This is a genomic window from Enterobacter hormaechei subsp. xiangfangensis (assembly GCF_001729785.1).
GTDB classification, from domain to species: domain Bacteria; phylum Pseudomonadota; class Gammaproteobacteria; order Enterobacterales; family Enterobacteriaceae; genus Enterobacter; species Enterobacter hormaechei_C.
This window is the reverse complement of the sequence record NZ_CP017183.1, coordinates 1,279,296-1,303,043: the sequence shown is the minus strand read 5'-3', so window position 1 is coordinate 1,303,043 and position 23,748 is coordinate 1,279,296. Positions and strand designations below refer to the sequence as shown.

The window sequence follows — 23,748 nt, the reverse complement described above, 5'->3', positions numbered from 1 at the left end:
TTTTGCCTCCCGGGTAAGTAACTGTCTCTAATAATAGACCTTATTTCGTCGCCGCTTTGTCAGGTGAAGCACAGACCCGGTAAATTCCTGCAAAGTGCATTTGCGTGAAAGGCTGTTTTGACGCGGGCGTTTGGGCTATGCTATGCGGATCTGAATTACCACATCCATTGGCTACATTTGTAGCTGTATTGAACACAGGACCACTGGCTGCCATGCAAGAGCAATACCGCCCGGAAGAGATAGAATCAAAAGTCCAGCAACACTGGGACGAGAAGCGCACCTTTGAAGTAACCGAAGACGAGAGCAAAGAGAAGTATTACTGCCTGTCGATGCTTCCCTATCCTTCTGGTCGACTACACATGGGCCACGTGCGTAACTACACCATCGGTGACGTGATTGCACGCTACCAGCGCATGCTGGGCAAAAACGTTCTTCAGCCTATCGGCTGGGATGCGTTCGGCCTGCCTGCTGAAGGCGCGGCGGTGAAAAACAACACGGCACCGGCTCCGTGGACGTACGACAACATCGCGTACATGAAAAACCAGCTGAAAATGCTGGGCTTCGGCTATGACTGGAGCCGCGAGCTGGCAACCTGTACCCCGGAATACTACCGCTGGGAGCAGAAGTTCTTCACCGAGCTGTATAAAAAAGGCCTGGTGTACAAGAAGACCTCTGCCGTTAACTGGTGCCCAAATGACCAGACCGTTCTCGCGAACGAACAGGTTATCGATGGCTGCTGCTGGCGCTGCGACACCAAAGTAGAGCGTAAAGAGATCCCGCAGTGGTTTATCAAAATCACCGCCTACGCTGACGAACTGCTGAACGATCTGGACAATCTGGACCACTGGCCAGATACCGTTAAGACCATGCAGCGCAACTGGATCGGCCGTTCCGAAGGTGTGGAAATTACCTTCAACGTTGAGAACTACGATCAGACCCTGACCGTCTACACCACCCGCCCGGACACCTTCATGGGCGCGACCTACCTGGCCGTGGCCGCAGGTCACCCGCTGGCGCAGAAAGCGGCAGAAAACAATCCAGAACTGGCGACCTTTATCGACGAATGCCGCAACACGAAAGTGGCCGAAGCCGACATGGCGACGATGGAGAAAAAAGGCGTTGATACCGGCTTCAAAGCGATCCACCCGCTGACGGGCGAAGCGATCCCTGTCTGGGCCGCCAACTTCGTACTGATGGAATACGGCACAGGCGCCGTGATGGCCGTGCCGGGTCACGACCAGCGCGACTACGAATTTGCCACCAAATACGGCCTGACCATCAAGCCTGTTATTCTTGCTGCTGACGGCTCTGAACCCGATCTCTCTGAGCAAGCGCTGACTGAAAAAGGCACCCTGTTTAACTCCGGTGAGTTCAGCGGCCTGAGCTTTGAAGAGGGCTTCAACGCCATCGCCGACAAGCTGGCCTCCCTGGGCGTGGGCGAGCGTAAAGTGAACTACCGTCTGCGCGACTGGGGCGTTTCCCGTCAGCGTTACTGGGGTGCGCCAATCCCAATGGTGACGCTGGAAGATGGTACCGTGATGCCAACGCCAGAAGATCAGCTGCCGGTGATCCTGCCGGAAGACGTGGTCATGGACGGCATCACCAGCCCGATCAAAGCCGATCCTGAGTGGGCGAAAACCACCGTCAACGGTCAGCCAGCGCTGCGTGAAACCGACACCTTTGACACCTTTATGGAATCCTCCTGGTACTATGCGCGCTACACCTGCCCGCAGTACAAAGAAGGCATGCTGGATTCTGATGCAGCAAACTACTGGCTGCCGGTAGACATTTACATCGGTGGCATTGAACACGCCATCATGCACCTGCTCTACTTCCGCTTCTTCCACAAACTGATGCGTGACGCAGGCCTGGTCAACTCCGACGAGCCGGCAAAACAGCTGCTGTGTCAGGGTATGGTGCTGGCAGATGCGTTCTACTACGTTGGCGCGAACGGCGAGCGTAACTGGGTTTCTCCGGTTGATGCGATTGTCGAGCGCGACGAGAAAGGCCGTATCGTGAAGGCGAAAGACGCTGAAGGTCATGAACTGGTTTATACCGGCATGAGCAAGATGTCCAAGTCTAAAAATAACGGCATCGACCCGCAGGTGATGGTTGAGCGTTATGGTGCGGATACCGTGCGTCTGTTCATGATGTTCGCCTCCCCGGCAGATATGACCCTTGAGTGGCAGGAATCCGGCGTTGAAGGGGCCAACCGCTTCCTGAAGCGCGTCTGGAAACTGGTTTACGAGCACACCTCTCAGGGCGATGCGCCAGCGCTGAACGTAGCTGCACTGACTGAAGATCAACAGGCGCTGCGTCGTGATGTTCATAAAACTATTGCGAAAGTCACCGATGATATTGGTCGTCGTCAGACCTTCAATACCGCAATTGCGGCTATTATGGAACTGATGAACAAGCTGGCGAAAGCCCCGCAGGATGGCGAGCAGGATCGCGCGTTAATGCGTGAAGCGCTGCTGGCGGTCGTTCGCATGCTGAACCCGTTCACGCCGCACGTTAGCTTTACCCTGTGGCAGGAGCTGAAAGGCGAAGGCGATATCGACAATGCGCCGTGGCCAGTGGCGGATGAATCCGCTATGGTGGAAAACACCACGCTGGTGGTGGTGCAGGTTAACGGTAAAGTGCGCGGTAAAATTACCGTCGCGGTCGACGCAACCGAAGAACAGGTTCGCGAGCGCGCAGGCCAGGAGCATCTGGTCGCTAAATACCTTGAGGGCGTTACCGTACGTAAAGTGATCTACGTACCTGGTAAACTGCTGAATCTGGTCGTTGGCTAAGCGCGGGAGGAAACGTGCGACAACTGGCAACAATACTCTTATCTCTGGCGGTGCTTGTCACCGCTGGCTGCGGCTGGCACCTGCGCAACACCACGGCAGTGCCTGCGCAGATGAAAACGATGATCTTCGACTCATCCGATCCGAACGGACCGCTGAGCCGGGCCATTCGTAACCAGCTGCGTTTGAACGATGTTAAGCTGATCGAGAAGGGAACCCTACGTCAGGATGTTCCTTCGCTCCGTGTCCTGAAATCAACGCTGTCACAAGATACGGCCTCGATCTTCCAGGATGGGCGGACGGCGGAATATCAGATGGTGCTAACCGTTGATGCGGCCGTCTTGATGCCAGGTAAAGATATTTACCCTATCAATACCAAAGTCTACCGCTCGTTCTTCGATAACCCGCAGACGGCGCTGGCAAAAGACGCCGAACAGCAGATTATCATCAAGGAAATGTATGATAAGGCCGCGGAACAGCTGATCCGCAGGCTGCCTGCCATTGCCGCGTCGACGAAAAAAGGCGCTGACGTTATCGAAACACCGGATGCCAGCACGCCGGATATGCCAACGTCTCTGGGTAACTGATGATCAGGTTGTATCCTGAACAACTCCGCGCGCAGCTCAACGAAGGGCTGCGCGCGGCCTATCTGCTACTCGGCAACGACCCCCTGTTACTACAGGAAAGCCTTGATGCGGTTCGCCATGCGGCAGCCGCGCAGGGTTTCGATGAGCATCATACGTTCCAGATCGATAACAGTACCGACTGGAACGCTATCTTCTCGCTTTGTCAGGCCATGAGCCTGTTTGCCTCTCGTCAGACAATCCAGATCCTGCTGCCTGAGAATGGTCCTAACGCTGCCATCAATGAACAGCTGGCTATGCTGGTGAGTTTGTTACACGGCGATCTGCTGCTTATCGTACGCGGCAACAAACTCACAAAAGCGCAGGAAAACGCTGCTTGGTTTACCCGGCTAACCCCCAGTGCGGTGCTTGTCTCCTGCCAGACTCCAGAGCAGGCGCATCTGCCAAAATGGGTTGCCGCGCGAGCAAAGCAGCACAATTTGCAGCTGGATGAGGCCGCCAGTCAGCTCCTGTGCTACTGCTACGAAGGCAACCTTCTGGCACTGGCGCAGGCGCTGGACAGGCTCGCCCTGCTGTGGCCCGATGGCAAGCTGACGCTGCCGCGCGTGGAACAGGCGGTGAATGATGCCGCGCACTTTACCCCCTTCCACTGGGTTGATGCGCTGCTGTCGGCGAAAAGTAAACGTGCTCTGCACATCCTGCAACAGCTGCGCCTGGAAGGGAGTGAGCCGGTCATCCTTCTCCGTACGCTCCAGCGCGAATTACTGCTGCTGAACAACCTTAAACGCCAGTCAGCACACACGCCCCTGCGCGCCTTATTCGACAAACATCGCGTCTGGCAAAACCGTCGGGCGATGACCACGGAGGCGATAAACCGCCTGAGCCAGGAGCAGTTGCGTCAGGCAGTGCAACTTCTGATGCGCGCCGAACTGACGTTAAAACAGGATTACGGTCAGTCTGTCTGGGCGGAGCTGGAGAGTCTCTCTTTGCTGCTCTGCCATAAGGCGCTGGCAGACGTATTTATCGATGGGTGATATGCATTCTTTACAGGCAATGTATGGCGGGACCTTCGACCCGGTGCACTATGGGCATCTTAAGCCGGTAGAAATCCTCGCGAATTTGATTGGCTTGCAGCGGGTGATCATCATGCCCAACAATGTTCCGCCGCACCGTCCTCAGCCAGAAGCAACCAGCGAGCAGCGTAAAGCGATGCTCGCGCTGGCTATCGCCGATAAGCCTCTCTTCACACTGGATGAGCGTGAACTGCGTAGAGATACCCCTTCCTGGACATCGCAAACGCTGCGGGAGTGGCGCGCTGAGCAGGGGCCCATGAAACCGTTGGCGTTTATCATCGGCCAGGATTCCTTGCTCAACTTTCCCAGCTGGTACCAGTACGAAACCATTCTGGAAAACAGTCATCTGCTGGTCTGCCGCCGTCCGGGCTACCCGCTGACCATGCGCGACGCGCAGCATCAGCAGTGGCTTGACGCACATCTGACGGACAATATAGAAGACCTGCACAGTCTCCCCGCCGGGAAAATTTACCTCGCTGAAACGCCGTGGTTTGATATTTCTGCGACCCTCATCCGCGAGCGTCTCCAGCAGGGTTTAGACTGTGACGATCTCCTCCCCTCGCCCGTGCTGGCCTATATCCATGCGCACGGTCTGTATCAGAAAAGTACAGATGTCTGAGCATCGCCGGCGAAATTGTCCGTTAATGATTATCCTGCCTTGACAGGCTAAGCCATACTGATATCCTCCGCTGCCAGACTTTCCCGCCGATCGCTGCTTTACAGAAATTGTTTTACAAAAATGGCGATGCAATCTCAGGCGGAGGGTGGGATGATACCCGCCTTCAAAAGCCGGGCGGTGACATTTGTCCCGCGACTGGCGTCAGTTCAGGTATACTGACTGGCCACGAATTCATAGTTGTACAATCTCATTCACCCAGGGGGAAAACTTGCAGGGTAAAGCACTCCAGGATTTTGTTATCGACAAAATTGATGACCTGAAAGGTCAGGACATCATCGCTATCGACGTTAAGGGTAAATCCAGCATCACCGACTGCATGATCATCTGCACCGGCACCTCAACTCGTCACGTTGTTTCGATTGCTGACCATGTTGTTCAGGAATCGCGCGCGGCAGGGCTGCTTCCGCTGGGCGTTGAAGGTGAAGCGACCGCTGACTGGGTGGTTGTCGATCTCGGCGATGTGATTGTCCACGTCATGCAGGAAGAGAGTCGTCGCCTGTATGAGCTGGAAAAACTCTGGGGTTAATGCGTGAAGTTGCAACTGGTCGCCGTCGGCACCAAAATGCCGGACTGGGTACAAACCGGTTTTACTGAGTATCTGCGTCGTTTCCCAAAAGATATGCCGTTCGAACTGGTGGAGATCCCAGCAGGAAAGCGCGGCAAGAACGCAGATATCAAACGTATTCTCGATAAAGAGGGAGAGCTGATGCTGGCTGCCGCAGGCAAAAACCGCATCGTGACCCTCGATATCCCGGGCAAACCCTGGGATACGCCGCAGCTGGCGCACGAACTGGAGCGCTGGAAGCAGGATGGTCGGGACGTCAGTCTGTTGATTGGCGGACCAGAGGGGTTATCTCCCGCCTGCAAAGCGGCAGCAGAACAAAGTTGGTCACTCTCGGCGCTGACGCTGCCCCACCCGCTTGTACGGGTTCTCGTGGCAGAAAGTTTGTATCGCGCATGGAGCATCACTACCAACCACCCTTATCACCGCGAGTAATGACTGACCAGGGTAATTTAAGCAGCGGATGAAACTACAGAATTCTTTTCGCGACTATACGGCTGAGTCCGCGCTGTTTGTGCGCCGGGCGCTGGTCGCCTTTACGGGGATTTTGCTGCTTACCGGCGTGCTGATCGCCAACCTCTATAATCTGCAAATTGTCCGCTATACCGATTACCAGACCCGCTCAAACGAAAACCGTATCAAGCTGGTGCCCATCGCGCCCAGCCGCGGCATTATCTACGATCGTAACGGCACGCCGCTGGCGCTTAATCGCACCATCTACCAGATAGAGATGATGCCCGAGAAAGTGGATAACGTGCAGGATACCCTGAACGCGCTGAGAAGCGTTGTCGACCTGACTGATGACGATATCGCTGCGTTCAAAAAAGAGCGCGCACGTTCTCACCGCTTCACCTCCATTCCGGTAAAAACCAACCTGACGGAAGTGCAGGTCGCCCGTTTTGCCGTTAACCAGTACCGTTTCCCCGGTGTGGAAGTCAAAGGCTATAAACGCCGCTACTATCCTTACGGCTCCGCGCTGACGCACGTCATTGGTTACGTCTCCAAAATCAACGATAAAGACGTCGAACGCCTTGATAAAGATGGCAAGCTGGCTAACTACGCCGCAACCCATGATATTGGCAAGCTTGGGATCGAACGTTATTACGAAGATGTGCTGCACGGTCAGACCGGGTATGAAGAGGTTGAAGTTAACAACCGTGGCCGTGTGATCCGACAACTGAAAGAGGTGCCCCCGCAGGCGGGGCATGACGTCTATCTGACGCTCGACCTGAAGCTACAGCAGTATATCGAGACGCTGCTGGCGGGTAGCCGTGCTGCGGTTATTGTGACCGACCCGCGTACCGGCGGCATTCTGGCGATGGTTTCGATGCCAAGCTACGATCCGAACCTCTTCGTGGATGGCATCTCCAGCAAGGATTACTCCGGCCTGCTCAACGATCCAAACACGCCGCTGGTAAACCGCGCGACGCAGGGGGTTTATCCTCCAGCTTCAACGGTTAAACCGTATGTCGCCGTGTCTGCGCTGAGCGCGGGCGTCATCACCCGTAATACCAGTCTGTTTGACCCCGGTTGGTGGCAGTTGCCTGGCTCTGAGAAACGCTACCGCGACTGGAAAAAATGGGGCCACGGCCATCTGAACGTGACCAAATCACTGGAGGAGTCGGCGGATACCTTCTTCTATCAGGTCGCCTACGACATGGGTATTGACCGTCTGTCTGAATGGATGAGCAAGTTCGGCTACGGGCATTACACCGGTATAGATTTGGCGGAAGAGCGTTCCGGCAACATGCCAACCCGCGAATGGAAGCTGAAGCGCTTTAAAAAACCCTGGTATCAGGGTGACACCATTCCGGTGGGGATCGGCCAGGGCTACTGGACGGCAACGCCGCTGCAAATGAACAAGGCGATGATGATCCTCATCAACGATGGCGTCGTGAAAGTGCCGCACCTGCTGCAAAGCACCGTTGAAGACGGCAAAAAAGTGCCATGGATACAGCCGCACGAGCCGCCGGTGGGTGACATTCATTCCGGATACTGGGAAATCGCGAAAGACGGCATGTACGGTGTAGCCAACCGCCCTAACGGGACGGCGCACAAATATTTCGCTGGCGCACCGTATAAGGTAGCCGCGAAATCAGGTACGGCTCAGGTCTTCGGTCTTAAAGCGAATGAAACTTACAACGCACATAAAATTGCCGAACGTCTGCGTGACCACAAGCTCATGACGGCGTTTGCCCCTTATGATAACCCGCAGGTTGCGGTGGCGATGATTCTGGAGAACGGCGGCGCAGGCCCGGCGGTGGGTACCATCATGCGTCAAATCCTCGACCACATCATGCTGGGTGACAACAACACCGAACTGCCAGCTGAAAACCCGGCAGCCGCTGCGGCGGAGGACCAATAATCATGACGGATAATCCGAATAAAAAATCGCTGTGGGACAAGATCCACATCGACCCAGCCATGCTGCTGATTCTGCTGGCTCTGCTGGTCTATAGCGCCCTCGTTATCTGGAGCGCCAGCGGCCAGGATATCGGCATGATGGAGCGTAAAATCGGCCAGATCGCCATGGGTCTGGTTATTATGGTGGTGATGGCGCAAATACCGCCGCGCGTGTACGAGGGTTGGGCGCCCTATCTCTATATTTTCTGTATCATTTTGTTGGTGGCAGTAGATGCTTTCGGCGCCATCTCGAAGGGGGCACAACGCTGGCTGGATCTGGGGATTGTCCGCTTCCAGCCGTCGGAAATCGCCAAAATCGCCGTCCCGCTGATGGTGGCGCGCTTTATTAACCGCGACGTCTGCCCGCCGTCGTTGAAAAATACCGCCATTGCGCTGGTGCTGATTTTCCTGCCGACGCTGCTCGTGGCCGCACAGCCGGACCTCGGCACCTCGATTCTTATCGCCCTCTCCGGCCTGTTCGTCCTGTTCCTGTCCGGCCTGAGCTGGCGTCTGATTGGTATCGCCGTGGTGCTGGTTGCCGCGTTTATTCCTATCCTCTGGTTCTTCCTGATGCATGATTACCAGCGTCAGCGCGTTATGATGCTGCTCGATCCCGAGACCGATCCGCTGGGCGCAGGCTATCATATTATTCAGTCGAAGATTGCGATTGGCTCCGGCGGCCTGCGCGGCAAAGGCTGGCTGCACGGTACGCAGTCGCAGCTCGAATTTTTACCGGAACGCCACACCGACTTTATCTTTGCCGTTCTGGCTGAGGAGTTAGGGCTGGTTGGCATCCTGGTTCTGCTTGCACTCTACGTGCTGCTGATCATGCGAGGTTTGTGGATTGCCGCACGCGCCCAAACCACCTTTGGTCGCGTGATGGCAGGCGGATTAATGTTGATTTTGTTCGTTTATGTCTTCGTAAATATTGGTATGGTGAGTGGGATTCTGCCGGTTGTCGGCGTACCGCTGCCGCTGGTGAGTTACGGGGGCTCGGCACTGATCGTGTTGATGGCCGGGTTTGGTATCGTCATGTCGATCCATACCCACAGGAAAATGTTGTCCAAAAGCGTATAAAAATAAGGGGATCGCAATGCGTAAGCAGTGGCTGGGGATCTGCATCGCAGCAAGTTTACTTGCCGCCTGTACAAGTGATGATGGTCAGCAACAGGCAACCGTCGCGCCGCCGCAGCCTGCGGTCTGTAATGGCCCGATTGTCGAGATTAGCGGTGCCGATCCCGTTTATGAACCGCTGAACGCCAGCGTGAATCAGGATTATCAGCGCGACGGTAAAAGCTATAAAATCGTTCAGGATCCTTCCCGTTTCAGCCAGGCTGGCTTTGCTGCCATCTATGACGCTGAGCCCGGTAGCAACCTGACCGCGTCGGGTGAAACCTTCGATCCGATGCAGATCACGGCGGCACACCCGACGTTGCCTGTCCCGAGCTATGCACGCATCACTAACCTGGCGAATGGCCGAATGATCGTGGTGCGTATCAACGATCGCGGTCCTTACGGCACCGATCGCGTGATCTCCCTGTCCCGCGCGGCGGCCGACCGTCTGAACACCTCAAACAATACTAAAGTGCGTATCGACCCAATTATCGTGGCGCAGGATGGTTCGCTGTCTGGCCCGGGCACGGCCTGTACCACGGTCGCGAAACAGACCTATGCCCTGCCCGCTCGCCCGGATCTGAGCGGTGGTATGGGGGGCGCTTCAACGCCGGCAGTGCCCGCGCAGCCGCAGGGTGAAGTGCGCGCCATCAGCAACGATACGCTGCAAAGTGAAGACGCGACAGGCGCCCCGGTGAAAAGCAGTGGTTTCCTTGGCGCACCCACCACGTTAGCGCCGGGCGTGATTGAATCAAATGAACCTGCCCCAGCGCCTGCGCCCGTCGTTGCTGCACCCGCTGCACAACCCGCCCCGGTGACCGCGCCTGCTGCTACGCAGACTGCGGCGCCTGCGACGGCGAGCGGCAGCTACGTGGTTCAGGTTGGCGCTGTCAGCGATCGGACCCGTGCAGAGCAATATCAGCAGCGTTTAAGCAAACAGTTTGGCGTGCCAGGCCGCGTTGAGCAAAACGGTGCGGTATGGCGTATCCAGATGGGTCCGTTTGCCAGCAAATCGCAGGCAGCATCCCTGCAACAGCGTTTGCAGAGCGAGGCGCAGCTCCAGTCGTTTATCGCTGTTGCAAAATAATTATTCGGTGGTATCCGAAATGTCAGTTTGTGTAAACCACGTTAACACTCTCATGATGAAAGTCGGATGCCTGCCCGTATAGCATTTGCTATAGTAAGGCACTTTTTTTAATTCCATCACGGATGTCGTAGTTCTGACCATGAAGACCACTTTTTCTGCTCGTTTTGTGCAGCGCATGGCGCTGACCACGGCCCTTTGCGCTGCTGCGTTCTCCGCAGCTCACGCGGATGACCTGAACATCAAGACCATGATCCCTGGCGTTCCGCAGATCGACGCGGAATCCTACATCCTGATTGATTACAACTCCGGCAAAGTTCTGGCAGAACAGAACGCCGATGCCCGCCGCGATCCGGCCAGCCTGACCAAAATGATGACCAGCTATGTTATCGGCCAGGCTATGAAAGCAGGCAAATTCAAAGAAACCGACCTGGTGACTATCGGTAACGATGCGTGGGCAACCGGCAACCCCGTGTTCAAAGGTTCATCGCTGATGTTCCTGAAACCTGGCATGCAGGTTCCGGTCTCTCAGCTTATCCGTGGCATCAACTTGCAGTCCGGTAACGACGCCTGCGTGGCCATGGCTGATTTTGCCGCGGGCAGCCAGGACGCGTTTGTGGGCCTGATGAACAGCTACGTCTCCGCGCTGGGTCTGAAAAACAGCCACTTCCAGACCGTTCACGGCCTGGACGCCGAGGGTCAGTACAGCTCCGCACGTGACATGGCGCTGATCGGTCAGGCGCTGATCCGCGACGTGCCAAACGAGTACTCTATCTACAAAGAGAAAGAGTTCACCTTCAACGGCATTCGTCAGACCAACCGTAACGGCCTGCTGTGGGACAACAGCCTGAACGTCGACGGTATCAAAACCGGCCACACCGACAAAGCTGGCTATAACCTGGTGGCCTCCGCCACTGAAGGCCAGATGCGTCTGATCTCTGCCGTGATGGGGGGGCGTACGTTTAAAGGACGCGAAACGGAAAGCAAAAAACTGCTGACCTGGGGCTTCCGCTTCTTCGAAACCGTGAACCCGCTGAAAGCCGGTAAAGAATTTGCCTCTGAACCTGTCTGGTTTGGCGATAACGACCGCGCTTCCCTGGGCGTGGACAAAGATCTCTATCTGACTATCCCACGCGGTCGTATGAAAGATCTGAAAGCCAGCTACGTGCTGAATACCACCGAGCTGCACGCCCCGCTGCAAAAGAATCAGGTCGTGGGTACTATCAACTTCCAGCTGGATGGCAAAACCATCGATCAACGCCCGCTGGTGGTGCTGGAGGAGATTCCTGAAGGCAATTTCTTCGGCAAAATCATTGATTACATTAAGCTGATGTTCCATCACTGGTTTGGTTAAAAATTGAACACTTGAAAGTGTGATTTTGATCCCCATATACTACGTATCAGTAAAACTCCCGCCCCGTGGCGGGAGTTATTATTTTTTACACACACGCCGGAGCTGACATGAAAACCAAACTTAACGAACTGCTTGAATTCCCTACCCCTTTTACTTACAAAGTAATGGGTCTGGCGAAACCTGAGCTGGTTGATCAGGTGGTTGAAGTGGTACAGCGCCATGCGCCGGGCGACTACTCTCCATCAGTCAAACCGAGCAGCAAAGGTAATTACCACTCGGTCTCAATCACCATCACTGCGACACACATTGAACAGGTTGAGACGCTGTACGAAGAGCTCGGCAATATCGAAATTGTTCGTATGGTGCTGTAGTCCCTCTGCGGTTACCCGGTTTGCCGGGTAACCCACTTCCCCGCTGTGATATACTCCGCGTTACCTATTCTCCCTTGTCTTCGGAGACGTCCTTTTGTACCAGGATAAAATTCTTGTTCGCCATCTTGGGATACAGCCTTACGAGCCAGTCTCTCAGGCTATGCATGACTTTACCGATATGCGCGATGACACCACCCCTGATGAAATCTGGCTGGTTGAACACATGCCGGTGTTTACTCAGGGCCAGGCAGGAAAAGCCGAACATTTATTGATGACGGGTGATATCCCGGTGATCCAGAGCGATCGCGGTGGACAGGTAACCTACCACGGCCCGGGCCAGCAGGTAATGTATGTCCTGCTTAACCTGAAACGCAGAAAGCTGGGCGTACGTGAGCTCGTGACCTTACTGGAACAGACCGTGGTGAACACGCTCGCTGAGTACGGTATCGACGCTCATCCTCGCGCCGATGCCCCGGGCGTCTACGTGGGAGAGAAGAAAATCTGTTCGCTGGGGCTGCGTATCCGTAAAGGCTGCTCGTTCCACGGGCTGGCGCTGAATATCAATATGGATCTGACCCCTTTCCAGCGCATCAACCCATGCGGGTATGCGGGTATGGAAATGACGCAAATGCGCCAGTGGGTCGCTACCGCCACGCCTGAGAATATCCGCCCCGTGCTTTTGAAGAAGTTTTTAGCGCTGCTTAACAATCCTGACTACGAATATATTGCTGCTTAACACACTTCCGGCAGTGGTTCGGTTATTTGACCAGCCACTGCTTAATTGCCGCATTTACGCTTTACAATAAACCGCATATTCTATATTTTCGAGTCGCCCATATATTAGCGTCCCATATTAATTAGAACCTTAATAGTACCATCACCGGGTATCGTGTAACGTGCGTGATAATCACCCAACTGCTTGTTTTCGATAAACAAGGGAAACTTACGAAACACTTTACGAATCTCTGCAAGCATAATAAATAAATTCAACTATCATTCATATTGTGAATGGATACGGAGTAAGAGCGTGGAGCCTACTAATTTACCAGCCAAACGCCTGAATGAAACCAGCGGCGAAGATAAGCCGCAAATTTTCCGGACTTTACGTAATATTGATCTCAATTTATTGACTATTTTTGAGGCGGTATATGTCCACAAAGGTATCGTTAATGCTGCGAAAATTCTTAATCTCACACCCTCTGCTATTAGCCAGTCAATTCAAAAATTGCGCGCGATATTTCCCGATCCCTTATTTATTCGTAAAGGCCAGGGCGTAACCCCCACCGCGTACGCCACCCATCTGCATGAGTACATCAGCCAGGGTCTGGAATCGATTCTGGGCGCGCTGGATCTCACCGGCAGTTACGATAAGCAACGAACCATCACCATAGGCACCTCTCCCTCTGTGGGCGTTCTGGTCATGCCCGCTATTTACCAGGCTGTTAAACAGCATGCGCCACAGCTGCTGATCCGCAATGTGCCCGTTAACGATCCGGAAACTCAGCTGGCGCAATTCCAGACGGACCTGATCATCGACAGCAACAGCTTCGCGGCCAGAGCATTAGGGCATAACGTTCTCTATACCGACTCTCTGGCGCTCGTTTGTCGTCAGAATCATCCTGTATTGAGCGCACCTTTGACGCCTGAAAATTTGCGTCATTACGAACATGCAACCTTTATGTCCGAGGGGCAGGGCCCGGATCCGCTGCGCCAGCGTATTGACGAACTGTTCCCGGACCGTCTGATCAGCTTCAGCAGTTACAATATGTTTACCCTCGCGGCCCTGATTGGCAGCAGCGATTTGCTCTGTATTATGCCCGTGCGTCTCTTCGCTTTGCTTCAAAAATGCTGGCCGCTGGAGAGCATTCCATTGAGTCAACTTACGACGGAATCTGTTGAAATCTCACTGCATTACAACAAGCTAAGCCTGCGCGATCCGGTGCTGGAAAACGTCATTAACGTGATCCGCCAGGCTTTCTGATCCCGCCTTTCAGCGCAAGCCCCTGCCGCAAGCGGGGCAAAAGGCACAAAACAACAACTATTTTACAAATTGGCGACCTGGCAGGCTGCTTTATCGCCCCTTTAAATGATATACTGCCTGTCGTTCGTTCAAAAATAGTTGATAATTACAACATTCCCTTGAATTGAAACGCTTTCCTTCGATATTCGCAACTGGAACACGCACGCTATGAGTAAACCCATTGTGATGGAACGCGGTGTTAAATACCGCGATGCCGATAAAATGGCCCTTATCCCGGTTAAAAACGTGGCTACAGAGCGCGAGGCGCTGTTAAGAAAACCGGAATGGATGAAAATCAAACTTCCGGCCGACTCTTCGCGTATCCAGGGGATCAAAGCGGCGATGCGCAAAAATGGTCTTCACTCTGTCTGTGAAGAGGCCTCGTGCCCTAACCTTGCTGAATGTTTCAATCACGGTACCGCGACATTTATGATTCTGGGTGCCATCTGCACCCGCCGCTGTCCGTTCTGTGACGTTGCCCATGGCCGTCCCGTTGCGCCAGACGCTAACGAACCGCAAAAACTGGCGCAGACGATTGCCGATATGGCGCTGCGTTATGTTGTTATTACCTCCGTTGACCGTGACGATCTGCGCGATGGCGGTGCTCAGCATTTTGCTGACTGTATTACCGCCATCCGCGAAAAAAGCCCGAACATTAAGATTGAGACGCTGGTGCCGGATTTCCGTGGCCGTATGGATCGCGCGCTCGATATCCTGACCGCGACGCCTCCAGACGTGTTCAACCACAACCTGGAGAACGTACCGCGTATCTACCGTCAGGTACGTCCCGGTGCAGACTACAACTGGTCGCTGAAGCTGCTGGAACGCTTTAAAGAAGCCCATCCGCATATTCCAACCAAGTCTGGTCTGATGGTCGGCCTGGGTGAAACCAACGCTGAGATCATTGAAGTGATGCGCGATCTGCGCCGCCACGGCGTCACCATGCTGACGCTGGGCCAGTACCTCCAGCCAAGCCGTCACCACCTGCCTGTACAGCGTTACGTAAGCCCGGATGAGTTCGATGAAATGAAAGCCGAAGCGATGGCGATGGGCTTTACCCATGCCGCGTGCGGTCCGTTTGTTCGCTCCTCTTATCACGCCGATATGCAGGCGAAGGGCGAAGAAGTGAAATAAAGCTGTAAAATTTATTTACAGTAAAACAAAAAACCGGCCTCGTGAGCCGGTTTTTTTATGCAAGCCTTGCAGCATTGCCATTACTCTTTGTGTGAAAGCTTCTGTGCAGTGATGTCATCTTCGGCACTTTTCTTCGCTGCCGCGTCGTCATCGTTCATTGCTTTCTTAAAGCCCTTAATGGCAGCACCCAGGTCTCCACCCAGCGTGCGTAACTTCTTGGTACCGAACAGCAGGACGACCAGTGCGGCAACCACCAGCAGTTTGGTAATACTAATCTCACCCATAAATACCTTCTTTACATGAAACAGGCTGCATTCCGCCAAAAAACCTGAACGTATTAACGGTCATTTGGCGCGTGCACACAATAGCAATCTGTAACAAGGTGAATCAAGCATTGTTGAAAAAAACATCACATTAATTGCGGTGGCGCAAACCTGCGGTTGCGCAGAACAGGTAATTGCTGCCGCGCAAGCGCTATTCGGGCTGAAATTATCTCCGTCAGCAATAACGCAGGCGTCTCCGCTGCCGCAACAACCGTCACCCCCAGCGGATCGACAACCCTGCTCTGCCCAATATTTTTGTTACCACATTCACCCGCGGCTACCACGTAACAGGTGGTATCCAGCGCGCGTGCTGCCAGCAGCGTCGCCCAGTGATGCTCCTTAAGCGGTCCTTTGACCCACGCGGCGGGCAGAACCAGCACCTCCGCCCCCTGCAATGCCAGGTTCAGCGCCAGCTCGGGAAAACGGATATCGTAGCAGGTCATCAGGCCAACCTTAAAACCCTCCACCTCAATCAGCGGCGGAATTACACTCCCCGGATCGACCAGGCGCGACTCCTGAACGCTGAACGCATCATACAGATGAAGTTTGGCGTAGCTCGCGACAATGGCACCCTCACGTATCGCCACCAGCGTGTTCACCGCGCGCCCCGGCGAGGACGGAATATGGACCGTCAATATGGTGGTGAGCGTGTTGCCAACGCTTTCGGCCAGCAGTCGTTTCAGAAACGCCCCTTCCAGCGTTTGCGCAGACTTTACCGACAGGTCCGGATCGCCATCATCACGGGCCAGTAACGCCTCGGGAAGTACCAGCAACGACGCCCCCTTTTGCTTCGCCGCATGCATCAGGGAGACGCATTTATCCGCGTTTTCATTCCAGTCCGGCGTCACCGCGAACTGCCCTACTGCAACATACATAATTGTCTCCCGGTCAAAAACAGCGTTACACTCGACGCACTTACACAGCAAATAGCAGGTATTGACAGTGTTACAACTACTTATAGCCGTTTTTATTGGTGGAGGCACGGGTAGCGTTGCGCGGTGGCTCTTAAGCATGCGGTTTAACCCTCTGCATCAGGCCATTCCGATGGGGACACTGGCGGCAAATCTGATCGGGGCGTTTATTATTGGGATGGGGCTGGCCTGGTTTAATCGCATGACCAACATCGACCCTATGTGGAAGGTTCTGATTACAACCGGTTTCTGCGGCGGCTTAACAACGTTTTCTACCTTCTCTGCGGAGGTGGTGTTTCTGTTTCAGGAAGGCCGGATGGGCTGGGCGCTGACGAACATTGCCGTTAACATGCTTGGCTCGTTTGCGATGACTGCGATCGCATTCTGGTTATTTTCCTCCGCCAGCGGACATTAAGCACTGCAACCTTAATGTTGGCTTAATTTTTCTCTGTCACTCTTGGCTCAATATTGAACGAGGGTGATAGCATGAAAGAAAATCTCTTAGGCGTGGGTATGGTATTGCTAAGCGTCGCGATCGTCGCCAGCTTCCTGAAGATCTATCTTATCGGTTGATTCAGAACGAAAAAAACCCGCTCATTGAGCGGGTTTTGAAATTCTTGCTGACGCGTCTGAATTACAGAGCGATTACGTTAGCAGCAGAAGGGCCTTTGGCACCGTTAGTGATTTCGAACTCTACGCGCTGACCTTCAGCCAGAGTTTTGAAACCATTAGACTGGATTGCAGAGAAGTGTACGAACACGTCTTTGCTGCCATCTTCAGGAGTAATGAAACCGAATCCTTTGGACTCATTAAACCACTTAACGTTACCTTTAATCTTAGACATCAAAATTACCTTTACATTAAAAAACGACACAAATGCTGTGTCGGGTATCAGTACAACAATTGTGAGGCGTTTTGTCCAGCGGATCTTTGATAAAAAGTGACAAAAGTCGCGTTAATTTTCGCTGTCCGATTTTTATCCTTTACATTTCAATGTCTGTGCATTTTTTGGCCGATTTAGCAGAAAAACTCAGTTAAAACTGAAACCGCATCCAGGCAAAGTAAACGTTACCGTTGTTATAGGTACCCGGTATGTAGGTCATCTGAAACGTCGCCGGACCGTAACCAATGGAGGCAAGCGGCAGCAGTACCGGAACAGGAATGTATTTCCAGTTATCACGCGCCGTAAACCCTGCCGTATAGCCCAGCCCGAGACGGAAGTTGTCGTCTGATAACGGACGCCAGGTTTTTTCCCAGCCGTAACCGCCAATAGGCTCCCATTTATTGTAGGAGTCCTTAAACGCCATCAGGTACAGGCCATGCCAGTTACCTTTTTCATCCCAGCGAGACTGACCGAAGCCGGCCCCCCACGGACGTTCGTTATAACGGTCTGTTTTTTCTTTATCGTAGGCGAAACGTGCATGCCACGTAATGGCCGGAATATAGAGATCGTAATGCTCAGGTTCATTCCATGTTTGCGCGACGTTATCCGTGAAGGTGGTGAACCAGCCTTTATCCGCTGTATTGCTGTCTGCATTAACAGCAGACGCACACGATAACTGCCCAATAATAAACAACAAAATCAGGGGGAATTTAATTCGTACAATCACAATGCCATTACCATATTTAGTATTCGGTGCAGACCTTAACACAGAATACTTGAATGAACGCTTAACAGCATGGGTGTTATTCCTAATTACCATCCCGTTCCTGGGAATAATCTGAGGATACATAAACTGCATGCCTGAATAAGCACATGCAGTTGACATATTTAACGTTGATGTAACAATTTGTAGAGTGCGGGAATAACTAACATCGACAATAACGGTGCCGTTACCATGCCACCAATCATCGGCGCGGCAATACGTTGCATCACCTCCGAGCCACTCCCACTCCCCCACATGATGGGCAGCAGTCCTGCCATAATAGTGGCGACCGTCATCACCTTCGGACGCACGCGCAGCACGGCACCTTCGTGGATCGCCCGCATCAGCACCGTATTTCCCCCTTCTGGCTCCAGCCTGTGATATTTATCGATCGCATGATTCAAATAAAGAACCATAATTACGCCGAATTCTGCCGCCACCCCGGAGAGGGCGATAAAGCCAACGCCCCCCGCCACTGACAAATTATATTCAAGCAGCCACAATAACCACACGCCCCCAATAAGCGCGAACGGCAATGTCCCCATTATTATCAGGACATTTGATATCCGCCTGAAGGTTAACCATAAAAGGACGAATATAATCATCAGCGTGACAGGTAAAACTATTTTGAGCCTCTCGGTCGCCCGTTCCAGATATTCAAACTGCCCGGACCAGGAGAGAGACACGCCCTGCGGCAATACCACCTTCTCTCCCACCCGTTTTTGCATTTCATCCACGGCGGACTTCAGATCGCGCCCGCGCAAGTCAACATAGATCCAGCTGGAAAGGCGCGCGTTTTCACTTTTTAGCATCGGTGGGCCTTCCGTCACGACGATATCGGCCAATTCCCCCAGCGCCACCTGGCTACCGCTGGCGGTCACTACCGGCAACACCCGCAACGCGTCGACGTTATCACGCAAATCGCGGGGATAACGCAGGTTGATGGGATACCGCTCGCGTCCCAGGATCACCTCACCAATGTTATCGCCCCCGACCAGCGTGGAGACCAGGCTTTGCAGTTCATCGACGGAAACGCCGTAGCGCGCGGATTTTTGCCGATCGATACGAATATCCACGTAGCGCCCGCCTTCCAGACGCTCCGCCAGCGCAGAGGAGACGCCCGGAACGTCCTTCACCACCTGCTCAATCTGCCGGGCCACACGCTCAATGTCGGCAATATTATTGCCGTTCACCTTAATGCCGACCGGGCTTTTGATCCCGGTTGCCAGCATGTCCAGACGGTTACGGACAGGCGGCACCCACACATTGGCAATGCCCGGCAGCGACACGGTTTTATCGAGCTCCTCCACCAGCTTTTGCGGCGTCATTCCTGGCCGCCACTGCTCGCGGGGCTTAAAGTGGATGGTTGTTTCCAGCATGGTTAATGGCGCGGGATCGGTTGCCGACTCTGCCCGACCGGCTTTGCCAAACACGCTCGCCACCTCCGGGACGCTTTTGATCAAGCGGTCCGTCTGCTGAAGCAGCCGTGATGCCTCGCGAGCAGAGATCCCCGGCAGCGTGGAGGGCATATAGAGTAAATCTCCTTCATCCAGCGGCGGCATAAATTCGCTTCCCAGGCGGCTCAGCGGCCAGAGCGTGGCGATCAGCAGCAGACATGCCAGTGCCAGCGTCGTTTTCGGGAAGGTCAGTACCTTGTCCAGCAGCGGCTCATACAGGCGGATCAGGAGGCGGTTGATCGGGTTTGCCTTCTCATCCGGGATTTTCCCGCGAATGAAAAAGCCCATTAGCACCGGCACCAGGGTGATCCCAAGCCCGGCGGCCACGGCCATCGACCAGGTTTTGGTGAACGCCAGCGGCGAGAACATTCTGCCCTCCTGCGCTTCCAGCGAAAAAACCGGTATAAATGACAGCGTGATGATTAACAGGCTGCAAAACAGCGCCGGTCCCACTTCAACCGCCGCCTTTTCCGCCAGACGCCAGTATTCCCCCGGCGCGGGCTCCTTGCCCGGATTATCATGCCGCCACAGCTCCAGCACCTTGTGCATGTTTTCAATCATCACAATTGCGGCATCCACCATCGCCCCGATGGCAATGGCGATCCCGCCGAGCGACATCATATTCGCGTTAATGCCCTGATAGTGCATCACCACAAAAGCCCCGAGGATCCCCAGCGGCAGAGAGACCATCGCCACCAGCGCGGAGCGCAGGTGGAACAGGAACAGCGCACACACCAGTACCACCACGGCAAACTCTTCGAGCAGCTTGTACGTCAGCGTTTTGACCGAGTCCTCAATCAGCGTGGAACGATCGTAGACCGGAACAATCTCGACGCCCTGCGGCAGCGTTTCTTGCAGCTCGCTCAGTTTCGCTTTTACCGCATGAAGCGTTTCCAGCGCATTCTGCCCGTAGCGCATCACGATCACGCCGCCAGCGACCTCCCCTTCACCGTTAAGCTCCGCCACACCCCGGCGGATCTCCGGGCCAATGCCAATGGTGGCGACATCTTTCAGCAGGACAGGTACGCCATCGCGGGTAGCGATCACCACATTGCGAAAATTCTCCAGCGAGCGCAAATAGCCCGTTGTCCGCACCATATACTCCGCTTCGCCCATCTCCAGCAGGGCGCCGCCGCTCTCCTTATTGGCGGCCTGCACCGCGCCGGATAGCTGGCTGTGGGTAATATTCAGCGCGCGCATTTTCGCCGGGTCCGCCACGATCTGATACTGACGCACCATTCCGCCAATACTTGCCACCTCAGATACATTCGGTACCGTCTTAAGCTCGAACTTAAGCGTCCAGTCCTGTAGGGCCCGCAGATCTGCCAGGCTGTGTTTTCCACTACGGTCGATCAGTGCATATTCGTAGATCCAGCCGACGCCCGTCGCATCCGGCCCCAGCGACACCTTCACGCCCGGCGGAAACTGCGCCTGTACCTGGCTTAAATATTCCAGCACCCGGGATCGCGCCCAGTAGAGATCGGTGCCATCCTCAAACAGCACATACACATAAGCGTCACCAAACATTGAAAAACCGCGCACGGTTTTAGCGCCCGGCACAGACAACATGGAGGTTGTCAGCGGCCAGGTCACCTGATCTTCAATCACCTGCGGCGCTTTCCCGGGGTAACTCGCTTTGATAATGACCTGCACATCAGACAGATCGGGCAACGCGTCCAGCGGCGCGCGTTGCACCGCCCACCAGCCCCAGCCTGCCATCATCAGTGCGGCCAGGATCACCAGCAGGCGGTTACGCAACGAGGCGCGAATCACAGCGGCAATCATGGCGTCACCTCCGGCATCACGCTACGCAGGCTGGCTTCGGAATCAATGAGGAATTGCCCGGACGTCACCACCTTATCGCCCTCTTTGACCCCGGACAGGATCGCCGTCCAGCCCTGCGCCGTCAGGCCGGTTGTCACCGTCACAGGCCGGAAATAACCGTCCCCGGTAGCCAGCAGCAGACGCGCAGACTCTCCGCTGTTAATCACCGCCTCTTCCGGCACCGCCAGCACCGGCGGGCCTTTCATCTCTTCCGCACGCCTGACGGAGAGGTACATACCCGGCTTCAGCTTATGTGCGGAATTTTCCATCACGATACGGGCTTTCAGGGTTCGCGTGGTCGTCTCCATCTGCGGCAGCAATTCGCTGACCGTGCCGTGGAATTGCTCCCCCGGCCAGCTTTCTGACGTTGCGACCACGTTGCTGCCCACTGCCAGAGACTGCGCCTGCGTTTGCGGGTAATCGACCACCAGCCAGACCGGATCGAGCCTGGCGATCTCAAACAGCGGCGCCGTTGCGGTGATTTGCGCCCCTTCCCGCACGTCCAGCTTCACCACATAGCCGGCCCGGTCAGCGCGCAGGATGAGCGTGGTCTGCGGCTTGCCGCTACGCTCCAGCAAACGAATGACCTCTTCCGGCATAAACTGCAACGCCAGCCGCTCGCGTGCGGCGCGGGTCAATGCGGCATCGCCAAGCTGACGAACTGCGAGATACTCCTGCTGGGCGGTGGTCCATTGCGGGATCCACAGTTGCGCCAGCGCCTCTCCGGCTTTCACCTGCTGCTGCGGTGCATTAACAAACAATTTTGACACCACGCCATTGGCCGGAGCTGACACCACCGAGACGTTACGTTCATCCGTTGCAACCGTGGCAAAGGCCGAGAACGGCGAAACCAGCTGGCGCATCTCAACGTTGGCGGTTTTCATCCCCAGGTTTTGCTGCTGTTGAGTGCTGATGGCCACGCCTGACGCCGCCTGCGCTTCATCAGCGTAGCGCGGGACCAGATCCATATCCATAAAGGGGGATTTACCCGGCTTATCGAAGCGCTGACCGGGTACCATGGGGTCGTACCAGTAAAGCACCTTACGTTCAGAGGGTTGTGCAGCCGCAGCCGGCTGATGCGTCTGCTTCTGTCCGACAAAATAGCCGCCAGCGGCAGCTATCGCGATGGCAATCGCCATTAACGTTGTTTTTTTCATTGCGCCAGCTCCTGCGGGATCAACCAGTTCACGGCAGCCCAGGTTCGCGCCATTTCGCGCTCCGCCTGGTTCACCGCCAGTTCCGTATCCAGTACGCCACGACGCGCCTCCAGCAGGGCCGGAAGCGCCGACTGTCCAGAGCGATATTGCGCCGTCAGTACCGCCAGCCGTTGACGCTGCAACGGTAGTACCTCGTCCCGCTGTCGCTGCCACACCGTTTGCGCAGCCTGATACTGCGCCACCAGCGTTTGCACCTGGGCAATGTGTTCGCGCTTGAGCAGCGTCAGTTGATCCGCCGCCTGCATAGAGCGGGAAACATCGGCGGCGTAATCCTTGTCCTGACGTTTTGACTGGAACAGAGGCAGATCCACGCTGAACATCACGCCAGCCATATCGTCATAGCCTTCAGCGCGGTGGGCGTAATAGACCTCCACATCCACATCGGGTATCGCCGCCACGGCAGATTGCGCTGAACGCGCTTTCGCGGTCTCGGCTTCACGTCGTGCGGCCTCCACTTCCGGGTGCCTGACGATCCCCTCCTGCAACGTTTTTTCATCGGCAGGAAGACGCTGATAGCGCGGCAGCGGACCGCGAACCGCCGTAATCGCGTGCCCCGTAAGCTCCAGCAGACGGCTTTGCGCCAGCTGCACATCCCGCTGCGCCAGCGTCTCTTTGTCGCGCATGGCGCTGAGGATCATTTGCAGGGCCAGTACGCTGTCCGGCGTGGCGCTTCCCGCCCCGACACTCGCCTTCTGCACGCCCCGCTGGCGTTCGGTTTCACGGACCAGCGTTCTGGCCGTGTTCAGCGCCTGCTGGGCCAGCGCCAGATCCAGCCAGGCCTGGGCGGTATCACGCTGAAGCGCGGCGCGGACGGCTTCGGATTTTGCCAGCACGCTTCGCGCCTGCGCCTGAAAGGTCTGCGCTTTACGTTCCCGCTTCTCTGAGCTGACGTAGCTTTGCATGATGCCAACCTTCTGCATGGTCATCCCTTCGCGCGTCAGTCGCCGATCGTTGCTGCCCTGTACCGGCACGTTTTCGATGCCGAATTTCAGTTTTGGGTCAGGTAATTGCGTGGCGGAAACCGCCATCGCATCCAGCGCCTGCGCTTCGTTACGGCTGGCGGAGAGTTCTGCTGAGTAGCGCTGGGCTTCGGTCAGGGTGTGTTCGAGCGTCCACGGCTCCGCCTGCGCGGCGGAGGTTAACAGGCCGAACAACACCCCACCGAGCCACAGGCTCAGTGTGTGTTGTTTCATGGTGACCT

General features: G+C 55.2%; 22 protein-coding genes. 15 read left to right on the top strand and 7 right to left on the bottom strand.

Going from position 1 to position 23,748, the window contains the following annotated elements; translation table 11 throughout:
- Positions 1–212 precede the first annotated feature (212 nt).
- The 14 genes from leuS to lipA all read left to right on the top strand — a co-directional run bounded on the left by leuS (position 213) and on the right by lipA (position 15,169).
- Positions 213–2,795, top strand: coding sequence for a leucine--tRNA ligase (gene leuS, locus BFV63_RS06110; protein WP_022650605.1), 2,583 nt, complete (start codon positions 213–215; stop codon positions 2,793–2,795).
- A 14-nt stretch (positions 2,796–2,809) separates the two neighbouring features.
- Positions 2,810–3,379 (top strand): LPS assembly lipoprotein LptE, encoded by a 570-nt coding sequence (lptE, locus tag BFV63_RS06105; RefSeq protein ID WP_022650604.1) that lies wholly within the window; start codon positions 2,810–2,812, stop codon positions 3,377–3,379.
- Positions 3,379–4,410, top strand: a complete 1,032-nt coding sequence (gene holA / locus BFV63_RS06100) for a DNA polymerase III subunit delta (RefSeq protein ID WP_022650603.1) — start codon at positions 3,379–3,381, stop codon at positions 4,408–4,410. The genes lptE and holA overlap by 1 nt, the downstream gene beginning before the upstream one ends.
- Positions 4,403–5,068 carry a nicotinate-nucleotide adenylyltransferase gene (gene nadD / locus BFV63_RS06095; RefSeq protein WP_003858694.1) on the top strand — a complete coding sequence of 222 codons (666 nt, stop codon included), beginning with the start codon at positions 4,403–4,405 and terminating at the stop codon, positions 5,066–5,068. The genes holA and nadD overlap by 8 nt, the downstream gene beginning before the upstream one ends.
- Before the next feature lie 268 nt (positions 5,069–5,336).
- Complete coding sequence (rsfS, locus tag BFV63_RS06090) at positions 5,337–5,654, top strand: ribosome silencing factor (RefSeq protein WP_003858696.1); 318 nt, start codon at positions 5,337–5,339, stop codon at positions 5,652–5,654.
- A 3-nt stretch (positions 5,655–5,657) separates the two neighbouring features.
- Positions 5,658–6,125: a 23S rRNA (pseudouridine(1915)-N(3))-methyltransferase RlmH gene (gene rlmH, locus BFV63_RS06085; RefSeq protein ID WP_003858701.1), complete on the top strand. Its 468-nt coding sequence runs from the start codon at positions 5,658–5,660 to the stop codon at positions 6,123–6,125.
- Between the two features lie 28 nt (positions 6,126–6,153).
- On the top strand, positions 6,154–8,055 hold the full coding sequence (mrdA, locus tag BFV63_RS06080; RefSeq protein ID WP_015571138.1) for a peptidoglycan DD-transpeptidase MrdA: 1,902 nt from the start codon (positions 6,154–6,156) through the stop codon (positions 8,053–8,055).
- 2 nt (positions 8,056–8,057) lie between these two features.
- On the top strand, positions 8,058–9,170 hold the full coding sequence (mrdB, locus tag BFV63_RS06075) for a peptidoglycan glycosyltransferase MrdB (protein ID WP_015571139.1): 1,113 nt from the start codon (positions 8,058–8,060) through the stop codon (positions 9,168–9,170).
- A 16-nt stretch (positions 9,171–9,186) separates the two neighbouring features.
- Positions 9,187–10,293 (top strand): endolytic peptidoglycan transglycosylase RlpA, encoded by a 1,107-nt coding sequence (gene rlpA, locus BFV63_RS06070; protein ID WP_032608855.1) that lies wholly within the window; start codon positions 9,187–9,189, stop codon positions 10,291–10,293.
- Positions 10,294–10,432: 139 nt separating this feature from the next.
- Positions 10,433–11,644, top strand: a complete 1,212-nt coding sequence (gene dacA / locus BFV63_RS06065) for a D-alanyl-D-alanine carboxypeptidase DacA (protein WP_003858714.1) — start codon at positions 10,433–10,435, stop codon at positions 11,642–11,644.
- 107 nt (positions 11,645–11,751) lie between these two features.
- Positions 11,752–12,015 carry a DUF493 family protein YbeD gene (ybeD, locus tag BFV63_RS06060; RefSeq protein ID WP_003858718.1) on the top strand — a complete coding sequence of 88 codons (264 nt, stop codon included), beginning with the start codon at positions 11,752–11,754 and terminating at the stop codon, positions 12,013–12,015.
- A gap of 94 nt (positions 12,016–12,109) precedes the next feature.
- Entirely contained in the window at positions 12,110–12,751 is a 642-nt protein-coding gene (gene lipB / locus BFV63_RS06055) for a lipoyl(octanoyl) transferase LipB (RefSeq protein WP_022650601.1), read from the top strand.
- Positions 12,752–13,042: 291 nt separating this feature from the next.
- Positions 13,043–13,996, top strand: coding sequence for a YbeF family transcriptional regulator (locus BFV63_RS06050; RefSeq protein WP_023315623.1), 954 nt, complete (start codon positions 13,043–13,045; stop codon positions 13,994–13,996).
- 207 nt (positions 13,997–14,203) lie between these two features.
- Entirely contained in the window at positions 14,204–15,169 is a 966-nt protein-coding gene (lipA, locus tag BFV63_RS06045; RefSeq protein ID WP_006809637.1) for a lipoyl synthase, read from the top strand.
- Between the two features lie 80 nt (positions 15,170–15,249).
- Here lipA and tatE read toward each other — a convergent pair whose 3' ends face one another.
- A complete protein-coding gene (gene tatE / locus BFV63_RS06040; protein WP_003858723.1) occupies positions 15,250–15,453 on the bottom strand; it encodes a twin-arginine translocase subunit TatE in 204 nt (67 codons plus the stop codon).
- A 125-nt stretch (positions 15,454–15,578) separates the two neighbouring features.
- On the bottom strand, positions 15,579–16,367 hold the full coding sequence (locus BFV63_RS06035; RefSeq protein ID WP_023324314.1) for a deaminated glutathione amidase: 789 nt from the start codon (positions 16,365–16,367) through the stop codon (positions 15,579–15,581).
- Positions 16,368–16,434: 67 nt separating this feature from the next.
- Between BFV63_RS06035 and crcB the strand changes: the two genes are divergently transcribed.
- Positions 16,435–16,818, top strand: coding sequence for a fluoride efflux transporter CrcB (gene crcB, locus BFV63_RS06030; RefSeq protein ID WP_017382474.1), 384 nt, complete (start codon positions 16,435–16,437; stop codon positions 16,816–16,818).
- 219 nt (positions 16,819–17,037) lie between these two features.
- Here the strand turns inward: crcB and cspE are convergent, their stop codons facing one another.
- From cspE to BFV63_RS06005, 5 genes are all read right to left on the bottom strand, one after another.
- On the bottom strand, positions 17,038–17,247 hold the full coding sequence (cspE, locus tag BFV63_RS06025) for a transcription antiterminator/RNA stability regulator CspE (protein WP_002439184.1): 210 nt from the start codon (positions 17,245–17,247) through the stop codon (positions 17,038–17,040).
- Positions 17,248–17,437: 190 nt separating this feature from the next.
- Complete coding sequence (gene pagP / locus BFV63_RS06020; RefSeq protein ID WP_045342250.1) at positions 17,438–18,013, bottom strand: lipid IV(A) palmitoyltransferase PagP; 576 nt, start codon at positions 18,011–18,013, stop codon at positions 17,438–17,440.
- A 161-nt stretch (positions 18,014–18,174) separates the two neighbouring features.
- Positions 18,175–21,291 carry an efflux RND transporter permease subunit gene (locus BFV63_RS06015; protein WP_048241155.1) on the bottom strand — a complete coding sequence of 1,039 codons (3,117 nt, stop codon included), beginning with the start codon at positions 21,289–21,291 and terminating at the stop codon, positions 18,175–18,177.
- Entirely contained in the window at positions 21,288–22,487 is a 1,200-nt protein-coding gene (locus tag BFV63_RS06010; RefSeq protein WP_048241157.1) for an efflux RND transporter periplasmic adaptor subunit, read from the bottom strand. Before BFV63_RS06010 ends, BFV63_RS06015 begins: the two co-directional genes overlap by 4 nt.
- Positions 22,484–23,740 carry a TolC family protein gene (locus BFV63_RS06005; RefSeq protein ID WP_045896387.1) on the bottom strand — a complete coding sequence of 419 codons (1,257 nt, stop codon included), beginning with the start codon at positions 23,738–23,740 and terminating at the stop codon, positions 22,484–22,486. Before BFV63_RS06005 ends, BFV63_RS06010 begins: the two co-directional genes overlap by 4 nt.
- Between the last annotated feature and the right edge of the window lie 8 nt (positions 23,741–23,748).